Origin of the sequence: Ectobacillus panaciterrae DSM 19096, assembly GCF_000430785.1 — a bacterium.
GTDB lineage: Bacteria > Bacillota > Bacilli > Bacillales > Bacillaceae_G > Ectobacillus > Ectobacillus panaciterrae.
The window spans coordinates 1-10,732 of the sequence record NZ_AUMR01000112.1; the positions used below are offsets into that span (position 1 = coordinate 1).

A 10,732-nucleotide genomic window follows, 5' to 3' on the forward strand; every position below is an offset into this window, starting at 1 on the left:
AATATGACCACGACAGACGGTAAAATCCTAAAGCGTTATGGATTGAAACCTGTAACGTTAATCTGGAGGTTTCAAAACATATATTGGTTCTAAAAAATAAAATGAGAGGGGAGGACTGGTTGGTTTGAGATGGTTTTATATGTTTTTATACATTTCAAATTAACCAGGCATTTTCATGATTGCAGTAAGTTCGTGTTTGGCAGGGATTCGGTGCCGCTATAATGGCACGCATAGTCTCGTAGAAAAAATTGAAGAATTGGTAAAACAAAATAAAGCTGTATTGATATGCCCAGAAGTTCTTGGAGGATTCCCGACTCCTCGAGAATCGGCTGAAATCATTGGCGGATCAGGTGCTGATGTACTAGATGGTTCAGCCAAGGTGATTGACAAATCCGGCAGAGATGTAACGAAGCTGTATGTACAAGGTGCATATAAAGCATTGGAAATTATAAAAGAAGTCAATGCTTCCTATGTTGTTTTAAAGGAGAACAGTCCATCATGCGGAAGTTCCATGATTTATAATGGTACTTTTTCCAGTTCCAAAATTCCAGGTGAAGGAGTCACAGCAGCCTTGTTAAGAAGAGAAGGGATTCAGGTCATCTCAGAGAATGAGCTGCTGGATATGGCTTAACATAGCTTCCGATAAGATTGCTTATATGGATTGTAATACATATCTAGTGAAATCAATTGCAGAAAGGAAGAGGCTAATATGAAGATTAATAGTTTGGATCATCTTGTATTAACTGTAAAGGACATTTCAGCCACCTGTGATTTCTACACTAAAGTTCTAGGCATGGAAATCGTAACCTTTGGAGAAGGAAGAAAGGCTCTTCGATTTGGGCAGCAAAAGATCAATCTTCACGAGAGCGGCAAAGAGTTTGAGCCTAAAGCGAATAAACCTACCCCAGGTTCTTGTGATCTTTGCTTTATCACAGATGTACCCATTGAAAAAGTGAAGGAGCATTTACATGTATGCATGGTAGATATTGTAGAAGGTCCGGTATACCGGACTGGCGCTATCGGCAAAATCCTTTCTGTCTACGTGAGAGATCCTGATCGTAACCTTATTGAGATAGCAAACTATATTGCATAAATAGTGAGGTGCAGATTCTATATAACTGACTTATAGAGTCAGTATAAAGTTGAGGTTTGGATAGTAAATGTGTGAATTTGGATAGTAAATGATTGAAATCGGATAGTAAACGGTACAATTCGAGAGAGGTCAAACGTAACAGCATCTAGAAATGTAGCCTCGTCTTCGGCTGCAGTTAAAATTTACATAATAAAAGGTTGCCTCATAACTAATGAGACAACCTTTTTGTACATGAATCTTTCTCTATTCCTAAACTCCCAACAACTCCTGCAATTCCTCTGTCGTCAGCTCTGTAATCCAATTATCGCTCGTAATAATCGCATTGTTCAGCGCTTGTTTTCTTTCGAGCATTTCATCAATCTTTTCCTCTAGCGTCCCTGTCGTAATCAGCTTATGCACATGCACGAACCGCTTTTGTCCGATGCGGTAGGCACGGTCGGTCGCTTGGTTTTCGACAGCCGGGTTCCACCAGCGGTCGTAGTGGATGACGTGGTTGGCTGCGGTCAGGTTCAAACCGGTGCCGCCCGCTTTTAGAGAGAGAATGAAGATTTTATAGCGGCCGCTTTGGAATTGTTCGATCATTTGGTCGCGATCCGTTTTTTTGACACTGCCATTCAGGAAGAGAACGGGCTCGCCCGTTTGTTCTTCAAGCAGCTGCTTCAGCATGTTGCCCATGCGGATGTATTGTGTGAAGATGATACAGCTTTCGTCCCGGTCGCGGATGTTTTCCATGAGCTCCGCCAGCTTTTGTATTTTCATCGAGCGGTCGCTAATGCCAGTCGGTTCGTCTTCTTTTAAATACAGCGCCGGGTGGTTGCAGATTTGCTTGAGCTTGTTCAGCATTAAGAGAATGAAGCCGCGCCGTTCGATGCCTGTTAATGTTTGAACGTTCGTAAGCGTATCCTGCACCATTTGCTCGTACAGGGAGGCTTGTTCGACGGTGAGCGGGCAGTATTCTTTTTGTTCCTGTTTGTCCGGAAGATTGAGCGCGACGTCCGGGTCCTGCTTCGTGCGGCGCAGCAGGAACGGTGCGATTAAGCGCTGCAGCTGCTGGATTTTTTGTTCGTCCCGGTCCTTCTCGATCGGCGTGACGAAGCGGCGCTGGAATTGCGGCAGGCTGCCTAAGTAGCCGCGGTTCAGGAAGTCAAAAATGGCCCACAGCTCGGATAAGCGGTTTTCCATCGGTGTTCCCGTCAAAGCGACTTTATGCCACGAATCCAAATGACGGACAGCGCGGGACTGCTTCGTTTGAGAGTTTTTAATATTTTGTGCTTCATCGAGGACGATGCTGCTCCACTTGTAGGAGGCGAGCTCTTCTTCATCCAAATTGGCAAGGGCGTAGGAGGTGAGAATGATATCCTTTCCTTCTAAGGAAGGGCGGAACTGTTCCCCCTTCGCACGGTTGCTTCCATAATGAAGCGCAACCTTCAGGCTCGGCGCAAAGCGCTCGATTTCCTTTTGCCAGTTGCCGAGTACAGAGGTAGGTGCGACAACAAGTGCGGGTCCCGTTGATAAGCCGTGCTCCTTCGCATATAAAATATAAGCGATGGTCGAGAGCGTTTTCCCAAGGCCCATGTCATCTGCAAGCAAGGCGCCGAAGCCAAGCTCGCGCAAATATAAGAGCCATTCGATGCCCTTATGCTGATACGGACGAAGTTCCGCATGCAGATTGTCCGGCATCGTGCGTTCGGGCACTTGGCCAATTTCCAACAAGCGATTCAGCAAGCCCTCATAATAGTTATCGAGCTCGATTGTGATCTCAGAGAACAGGTTATCATCCTCCGTTATTTCTTCTGTCTGTGAATTGCGAAGCAGCTCCTGCTGGAGAAGATCCTTCATCTCAAGGCCTTGCCGGTCCGCCTTATCCATGAGCTTTTTCACGCGGTCAATAAACTCCGGATCGAGCTTAATCCATTGACCGTTAATATTAATGAGACGGCGGTTTTGTTCGACGAGACTGCGGAATTCGAGTTCGGATAACTCCGCGCCTTCTGTAGAGATACGCCAGTCAAAGTTGATGAGCGTGTTCATGCCAAAGAAGGATTGACCTTGAGCGCTGTCACCTTTTACTTTTGCTCGCAAGGAAAGCTTTGTTTGCTTGAGCGCTTGCCACCAGGAAGGCAATAGAATATCAATCCCGGCTGCCAATAGCTCATTGCTGGCTTCGGTGAGAAATTTCCATGCTTCCTGTTCGTACAGCTCATGGCGCAATTGACCGTCTTCAACAAGCCACGGCACGAGCTTTTCCCAGCCATGATAGGTTTGTACGATACGGTCGTGAAAAGACTTCCAGCGCTTTGGCAAGGATGCTTCATCTGTATACACATACGTTCGCTGTGCGCCACGCTTTGGCAGAAGAATCGTTTCCAGTTTCCACGTTTCATAGTCTTCCTGCGGTTCCAATAAACGAAGGCCGATTGTAAACGGCGTGTCGTCTTCTAAGTAGCCGATTTTCGTGAGCCAGTCGTCTTCGTGTACCGCCGATGCGAGCTGTTTCAAGGTAAAATCGCGATGCTCGTACAAGCGCAGCGCTTTTTCCCAATCCTCATTGCGCGGCTGTTCCATTATAAGCGTATAGGTGACGGCATCCGAGAAGAGACGAGACAAGGGATTTGCAAGCGTTACATGCTCCGGCTTCCACGCGGCGGCTTCTGCCCAATGCGCAATATCTGGGAGAAACAAGCCTTCTTTGTAATCATCCCAGGCAATTTGCGCTGATTCATACAGAGCGGCGAGCTCTGTCCCGTAACGAATCGGCACAAATGAATTGGACGGGCGGATCCCGATAAACTCCAATGCTTGCGGCGGCGTAAGCAACAGACCTTCCCGCTCTTGATGGGAGTATTCGGTTTGCATTGTCCCGTAAAAAGAAGTGGTATGCCAAGCAAGCGCATCGTCTTGCCATTCTGCAACGTTCACAGTGTCGCCGTCTTCATCCTCGCCCCATAGAAACAAGCCGTCCTCAAGCTGTTCGAGACGAAGCGTGATATCATTTGTTGTCATCAATCAACTTTCCTTTCCGCAGTTCTTCTTGCAATGCGCGCAAGCGGGAGAAGGAAGCGCTCAGCGTTGTAATAAACCGCTCCCATTCCTCCGTACGCTTCAGCTTTTTGTAATGCGTGCGCAATTTTTTTAAATACCGGACCGCCAAACGGTACGATTGCCGATTTTTCATATGAATCGCTTGCATGACTGCACGGTGGTAGAGAGGAAGGACAGCCTCCCGATCTTCTTTTTCCACCTCTCTTACCGCTTCCTTTAATCCTTCAAGCGTCTCAAACCCCATGAACAATTGCAGTTCTGTCCAAGTTCGGTATTGTTTTTTCATCAGCAAATATTGATTGTATTCAAAGAAGCTGTAGGGCAGGAGCTCCTGAATGATCATTTCATATCCGGCGTGTTCGTTTGTATGCTGGGCAAAGGACGAATAGGAAGACAAGTATAACCGTACGATATCCCGTTTTAAGGAAGGACCTTCGCCTGCTTCCAAATATTGTTTCAGCTTTTTGTAGGCAAAAGAAAGCCAGCTTTGGACCCGTTCCCACTGCATGGCAGCGCACAGCTCATCAATCCAATAAAAATACAAGCCGACAAGCATATCGGATTGCGTGTCGAGATGAGTCATCGCGATCTCGTCTTTTTTCTGAAGAAATGCAAGGTGCGCCGCAGCTAAATGCTTCGGCAAAGGCTGCAGCTCTTCTTCTATGCGCAGCTCTTCATTTCGCACCCAGAGCGGACGGTTCAACAGCTCGCTCCAGATGTGGCGATATAAAAAGTAGCGTTCCTGAAGGTTCAGGGAGTGAGAGAACAGCATGGTGTGCACGGTCGCAGCTGTTTCTTGAAGCAGTTCATCAAACGCCATCGGAAACGCGCCCATCGTCAGCTTGCCTATAATGGCTTCTACTTCATCTATAAAACGGTGCGCAATCGCAGCTGGCTTATAATAGGAGTGGACCTTTTTCTCTTCAAAGTCTTCCGCTGCCTGCAGGAGCTTCCTAAAGCTGAACAAAGCCGCATTCAGCTCAAACAGCTCGCGGAGTACAGCAAGACGCGGCGCTTTGCGGACGAGCTTCATGTAAAGCTCTTCGAATATATTCATAAGGAAGTAGGACTGGCGAAACGGATAACGAGCCTGTTCCTTCGCAAATCCTTCATATTCCTTCTCAAAATAACGAATCCAGCTTTCATAATTCATATCCTCATATGAAGAGGATTGCAGGAGCTGCTTCGCTGTTTTCAGCTGCGGAATAATATCCTTCGGTTTTCCTTTATCTTTAAATCGCTTCATAATATCGCCGACTAAACCGAAGCTTGCCCCCGCATAAAATAGCACCGCTGCCATATGCTCACAATAGCCTGGCGTGAAGCAGTCACAGTGGCTTTCCGGTATATTGTGAAAGGGCAGCTGCACCGTGAGAATGCGTCCCTCATCCTGCGCTATACCCTCCAGCACATTTTCAGCAAAGGACACGTTATATACACGGCCTTCCCGATACAGCTGCAGGCCGGCTGCCATACGGACACGGTCTTCTTCTGCCTGCGGATCCAGCTTCTCGATTATCATATCGGCTATTTGCAATATGTCTTCTTTTCCGATTGAATGTTGCAGCATAATACGCCTCCGTAAAGAATTCTCATCCTTTCATTATAGCCGATATTTATGAAGAATAAAAAACAACAGAGTTTAGTTTTTGTATATTTATAAGAATGGGCACCGTGTTTGGTTTGTGACGTTTGATATGCTGGAAAAAACTGAAATAAAGGAAGACTAAAAATAGAGGAGATGGAAAAGGACAGAAATGCCCTATGTTGGTACACGAGTGAACCAGCAAACACAGCTTGCTGGTTCACAAAAAGGATTGCACATAAGGATCATTCAAAATCGTATCAATAAGAGGAATCGTTTGATCCTCCCATACGTAATCCGTATCCATCATGAACGGCTTTTGCCGTCCCGGTGCCGTTCCGTATTGTTTTAGTTCATAGCTTGCAGAAGATACGCCGTCTCGAATAGTCGTTTGCATCACGAGCTTATAGCGATTGTCATCGTTCTCCAGCGTAAAATCGACGGAAACGGCTTTGTGCTGTATGCCGTTTTCTTCGTATGCATGCTGGCGGGGTGTGCCAATCCAGTCAGGTTTAGCGTTCAGGTTCATGGCGCTCTCTCCTTTGTAAGTAAGAACTTGTTTGCGTCTAGTATACGCTGTTTTTGCGCCGCTTGTCATGCATATGCCGCTTATGTTTCCGAGACAAAGCGAAACACCTCTTTGATTCGGATAAATCAAAGAGGTGTTTTTTATTTTCATATAGTAAACATGGTAATACCTGTTCTTTTATTTTTCTTCTAAAGCAACAGCCGACGAATTGATGATGTCAGCTATTTGGCTTTGCGAGGCAGGGGTTCCGTCAATGGACACCTCTACTTTTTGATTAGGATTTGCAGTAACGATCCAGGCGTTCGGCAAGTAGCGGGAATTGTGCGACAAGGTGGAAGGTATATTCAAAACATCTCCCATTGCATACATCGTGGCGGAAGATCCTCCATCCATCGCCATGGCATTATAAGCGCCGCGCTCGTATAAAAGATCCTGACAATCCTTTAAAGAAGCGCCGATACTGTGAGTCTGTCTTCCGTCCACAATAAGAAACATGATGGTGCCGTCTTGCTTTTGTGCCATAATGGACCTTGGTCCGTAGCCCCAGCCGCCGTTTCCATGGGTAATCATCTTTTCTCCGTCTACAATAAGCTGCGGCATGAATCCAGCTGCCGATACCACGCCTTTTTTCAACAATTCATTAGCGGAATACGATCCCGTTACCATCTGCCCGTCTTTTGTCAATCCGGTAATGATGCTGCTCGTATCGGCAGTGCCGGCCGTATTGATGACGCGGCCATCTTCAATGACGGTGCCGATGGCGGTTTTTCCGCCACCATGGCCTGTTTCATCAGCAAATCCGCTGGCATTCACAGCCGCCAAAGCATGGTTTCGTTTGGCCATGACATAAATTTTTTCGCCTACATCGTTCCCCTGCGTACCTTGCTGTGTGACAAGCTTTACATTCAGGGGATTACTTATAGTCATAAGCTTTCCTTCAAAATAGTGGTCATCAAATTTTTCTTTAATCGTCTCAACATTAACAACAAGAGGCAGGCTTTTTTTCTTTTCAAGTTCTTTCTGGGAGAGTGATTTTTTACCCGTTATGCTGTTTGCCCACCCAGGGTTATCAATGGAGTTTAATAAATCATCGAGCTCCTTCTGCGGCAAAAAGGTAAATTTGGCCAGGGATCGATGCTGAGAGGTCAAGATACTCTCAGCGGCAATGACTCGTAAGCTATGTCCGTATGAGGTTCCAAACAGAATGGAAATACTGCATACGATGACCCCGAATAAAAGTAAAGAGGTTATTTTTATGATTCGAGATAGATACTTCTTCATGATGGGTCTCCTTTTATCTGAATATTATTTCGTTTTTTTTGAGCGGAAAAAATTTTTATACAATGTTTCTTTCTATTAAACTAGAAAACTATTACATTCACTTTTCAAGATTAATACATTCACTTTTCAAATTATTGCATTCACTTTTCAAGATATAATGAAATCAAAGATTTAGCAAGTAGGAAAAATAACCATGGCAACAGCCTAGAGCTTGAATAGCCACTTTTTTTTCGTTCCGTTCGTTTTTAATGAAGTTGAATGAACACCATGTATCCAATCCATATAAGACGCCGCCATCGGAAGTTACCACGCCGTATGTCATTTCCATGTGGAGATTAATGGATATTGAGTATAAAATATACATATCCAATAAATTCCTATATAAATGCAACTAAAAAAATCGACATAAAAACTTTTCTTTTTTTGCATCTTTTTATCATGGCGCTGGCTGTGGTGATAAGTATCTTGACGTGGGTATTTATAAATAGATCCTGGCAGGGGAGAAGAAAAGACCGGCTGAAGATGGGGTTGCTAGGGAGCAGCTTCTATTTATTTCTGGTTCTCTTCATTTTATATAAATGGATTATTCTAAAACCTGCTTTTCCTGGCGATGATACATTCATGGCTGCTATTGGCTTACTGTTTGGGATGATTGTATCTATTGTCGCGTTCATTACTTGCTTTAGTTTTACGGCTTTTTCAAAACAGGATGTAGTCGGCTGATACAAATAACGTTAAGGGTTTGTGAGCAATAAACTAGCTTCAAAGTAAAAAAAGCATACTTTATGACACACAGAATTCCTTCCATTCTGTACTGTGTCACAAAGTATGCTTTTTGACAGTAGTAACAACATAGCTTACATTATTGTGGGTAAGAAATTTTATTACATTCGATTTATACCCGAAAACAATAAAGGCATCGTTGGACCAGATACTGCAACAACAAGGGCAAAAAGACTCACCAGCCATCCTGCTTTTGATACACTGACATGAAAGTGATCAGCAATGGAAGGCAATATGCCAATAACCCCCATCTCGGTATTAATAATTCCGAAAACACCGATGATTAATATAAATATCAGCAAATTGTTTTGTTTAGCCAAAAATATACCTCCTAATTTCTGCTTTTAATCAATTTTTTCAATTTGAACTGTAAAATTGCCATTAATACTTTCAAGCTTGTCTACTCTAGATTCAATCTTGCCTAATTTAATAAGTCCGTTTGAATACCCGAAATCTCTATAAAATATAGCTAAATTTCCCCAGGGAGCATAATAAGTGAAATCTCCAACTGAAGGATCACTGCCTGATGGCGCTTTTTCTGTAGATAGTTTTTTTGGTAGGTAACTAATTTTTTCGGTTCTTGCATAATCTTCGAAGGTTATTGTTAACGGAAGTTGTGCTAAAAAATCTCTGCTTGTTGGGTTATCATACATATTCACAATTACTTCCTCGTTGTTGAATGTCAATTTTATTTTTATGTCTTCCATAAACTCTAAACCTCCATTATCAGTTGCAGAATCCTTACTATTCTGCTTGTTCGATTCATCAATTTTAACTACTTGTTCACCACTTACATTTGTATTTGCAGTATCATCCCCATTGGTGTTTTTCTCATTATGACTACTGCTGCAAGCTGTTAGAAACAATGAAATCACCAGTATAAACAAAAGTGTGGATTTAACCCCTTTTCCCATCAAAACGTCTCCTTATTTATTCTTACAATTGTTTGGAAAATAACATAGATGAACAAGGATTATCACGAAACTACCATAAGTAAAAAAATTGCTCCCAACAAAGAAAATCATCATCGATTGATTAATCAACGTTTGTTTATAATTATAAATGGAAACACGATGCTCTCAATGGTTAAATGAACACGATTTGTTGCCTATTGAACAAATGAATCAAAATTGTTGAGTATTCCTAATTTTTCAAAAAAATATATTGCTAATCCAAAAATCATATGTTATCTTAGGGTAAGCGCATACAGAACGGATTGTAACTGTTAAATCAGGCAAAACCGATTACCTTAGAAAAAGGTAGGGTTTTGCCTTTTTCAATTATCGGAGGTGATAAAGTGAAAATAGAGAAAATATTAAACAATAATGCCGTTATTTCAACAAAAGATAAACAAGAGATAATTATCATCGGACGAGGAATAGCTTTTAAAAAACAAGTTGGAGAGGAGATTAATCAGGAACAAATAGATAAAATTTTCACTTTAGAAAACGAAGATATAATGAAAAAATTCAAGACCTTAATTGCTGATATGCCAATCGAATATATGGAAATATCCGAAAAAATCATTGCATATGCAAAGATGAAATTAGGTAAGAAATTAAACGATAGCATTTATATTCATTTAACTGATCATATACACTTTGCAATTGAGCGTTATAGAAATGGTTTTCCTATTAAAAACGGATTACTATGGGAAACAAGGCAATTATACAAAGAAGAATATGAGATTGGGCTAGAAGCATTAAATATGGTGTGTGAACAATTTGGTGTCATTCTACCTGAGGATGAAGCAGGGTTCTTAGCCCTTCATATTGTTAATGCTGAATTGAATGAAGAGATGCCCATTGTAAAAAATATGACGAAGGTTATGCAAGAAATATTAACGATGGTTAGATATCATTTTAAGATCGAGTTTAATGAAAATTCTTTACCATTCTATCGTTTTATTACCCATCTTAAGTTTTTCGCACAACGGTTAGTCAAGGGAAATCATTACAACAGTACAACAGATGATGGCTTATATCAGGTAATAAAGGAAAAATATTCAGAGGCCTATAAGTGTTCACAGAAAATAAAGAAGTTTATTGAGAGCTCTTACACATACGAATTAACAGACGAAGAAATGATTTATTTAACGATTCATATTGAAAGAGTAGTAAAAAATAATAACGGATGATCTTAGGGTTGTAACTCAAAGGGCAAAACCTAAATCAAACATTCAAATTGATTGTTTGGTTTAGGTTTTTTTTATTAAGTTTTTTACCATACGAACAGTTAATCAAGGTTAGAGCTTAATAGGAAATTAGACTATAAAAGGAGGAGATAAAATTGAGTTACCAAAGCTTAGCGAAGGAAATAGTTCAATTGGTCGGTGGAGAACAAAACATAATTAGTGTTGTGCATTGTGCCACACGTCTGCGTTTTACATTAAAAGATCATAGTCAGGCTGATAAGAAAA

General features: G+C 42.2%; 10 protein-coding genes and 1 pseudogene. 5 read left to right on the top strand and 6 right to left on the bottom strand.

All coding sequences use genetic code 11. From position 1 onward, the window contains the following. Window positions 1-175 precede the first annotated feature (175 nt). Together H540_RS0119750 and H540_RS0119755 are read left to right on the top strand one after the other, a co-directional pair. Complete coding sequence (locus H540_RS0119750) at window positions 176-631, top strand: 2-thiouracil desulfurase family protein (RefSeq protein ID WP_028402085.1); 456 nt, start codon at window positions 176-178, stop codon at window positions 629-631. 78 nt (window positions 632-709) lie between these two features. Next, window positions 710-1,093 (top strand): VOC family protein, encoded by a 384-nt coding sequence (locus tag H540_RS0119755; protein ID WP_028402086.1) that lies wholly within the window; start codon window positions 710-712, stop codon window positions 1,091-1,093. A 249-nt stretch (window positions 1,094-1,342) separates the two neighbouring features. On the opposite strand, the gene H540_RS0119760 is transcribed toward H540_RS0119755, so the two are convergent. From H540_RS0119760 to H540_RS0119775, 4 genes are all read right to left on the bottom strand, one after another. After that, window positions 1,343-4,099: a DEAD/DEAH box helicase gene (locus tag H540_RS0119760; protein WP_028402087.1), complete on the bottom strand. Its 2,757-nt coding sequence runs from the start codon at window positions 4,097-4,099 to the stop codon at window positions 1,343-1,345. Then, window positions 4,083-5,705 (bottom strand): SWIM zinc finger family protein, encoded by a 1,623-nt coding sequence (locus H540_RS0119765; RefSeq protein ID WP_028402088.1) that lies wholly within the window; start codon window positions 5,703-5,705, stop codon window positions 4,083-4,085. Before H540_RS0119765 ends, H540_RS0119760 begins: the two co-directional genes overlap by 17 nt. 235 nt (window positions 5,706-5,940) lie before the next feature. Next, complete coding sequence (locus H540_RS0119770; protein WP_028402089.1) at window positions 5,941-6,249, bottom strand: DUF3910 family protein; 309 nt, start codon at window positions 6,247-6,249, stop codon at window positions 5,941-5,943. A 177-nt stretch (window positions 6,250-6,426) separates the two neighbouring features. After that, complete coding sequence (locus tag H540_RS0119775; protein WP_028402090.1) at window positions 6,427-7,530, bottom strand: phosphodiester glycosidase family protein; 1,104 nt, start codon at window positions 7,528-7,530, stop codon at window positions 6,427-6,429. 465 nt (window positions 7,531-7,995) lie between these two features. Here H540_RS0119775 and H540_RS30355 point away from each other — a divergent pair, with 465 nt between their 5' ends. Beyond that, the gene (locus tag H540_RS30355) at window positions 7,996-8,253 is read left to right on the top strand and encodes a hypothetical protein (protein WP_155891086.1); all 258 of its coding nucleotides are present in this window, start codon (window positions 7,996-7,998) and stop codon (window positions 8,251-8,253) included. A 167-nt stretch (window positions 8,254-8,420) separates the two neighbouring features. Here H540_RS30355 and H540_RS0119785 read toward each other — a convergent pair. Beyond that, window positions 8,421-8,633 (bottom strand): annotated as a pseudogene (locus tag H540_RS0119785) (MFS transporter); the annotation flags it as partial. A 24-nt stretch (window positions 8,634-8,657) separates the two neighbouring features. Beyond that, the gene (locus H540_RS34240) at window positions 8,658-9,227 is read right to left on the bottom strand and encodes a cyclophilin-like fold protein (RefSeq protein WP_028402092.1); all 570 of its coding nucleotides are present in this window, start codon (window positions 9,225-9,227) and stop codon (window positions 8,658-8,660) included. Window positions 9,228-9,610: 383 nt separating this feature from the next. On the opposite strand from H540_RS34240, the gene licT reads away from it, so the two are divergent. Further along, window positions 9,611-10,450, top strand: coding sequence for a BglG family transcription antiterminator LicT (licT, locus tag H540_RS0119795; protein ID WP_028402093.1), 840 nt, complete (start codon window positions 9,611-9,613; stop codon window positions 10,448-10,450). 152 nt (window positions 10,451-10,602) lie between these two features. Continuing rightward, window positions 10,603-10,732: PTS transporter subunit EIIB (locus tag H540_RS32385; RefSeq protein WP_155891087.1), on the top strand; the 130-nt coding region annotated here is incomplete at its 3' end.

Excerpts from the sequence above, each read along its gene's own strand:
- H540_RS0119750 (WP_028402085.1), top strand. The coding sequence starts at position 176 with ATGATTGCAGTAAGTTCGTGTTTGGCAGGGATTCGGTGCCGCTATAAT.
- H540_RS0119755 (WP_028402086.1), top strand. The coding sequence starts at position 710 with ATGAAGATTAATAGTTTGGATCATCTTGTATTAACTGTAAAGGACATT.
- H540_RS0119765 (WP_028402088.1), bottom strand. The coding sequence starts at position 5,705 with ATGCTGCAACATTCAATCGGAAAAGAAGACATATTGCAAATAGCCGAT.
- H540_RS0119770 (WP_028402089.1), bottom strand. The coding sequence starts at position 6,249 with ATGAACCTGAACGCTAAACCTGACTGGATTGGCACACCCCGCCAGCAT.
- H540_RS0119775 (WP_028402090.1), bottom strand. The coding sequence starts at position 7,530 with ATGAAGAAGTATCTATCTCGAATCATAAAAATAACCTCTTTACTTTTA.
- H540_RS34240 (WP_028402092.1), bottom strand. The coding sequence starts at position 9,227 with ATGGGAAAAGGGGTTAAATCCACACTTTTGTTTATACTGGTGATTTCA.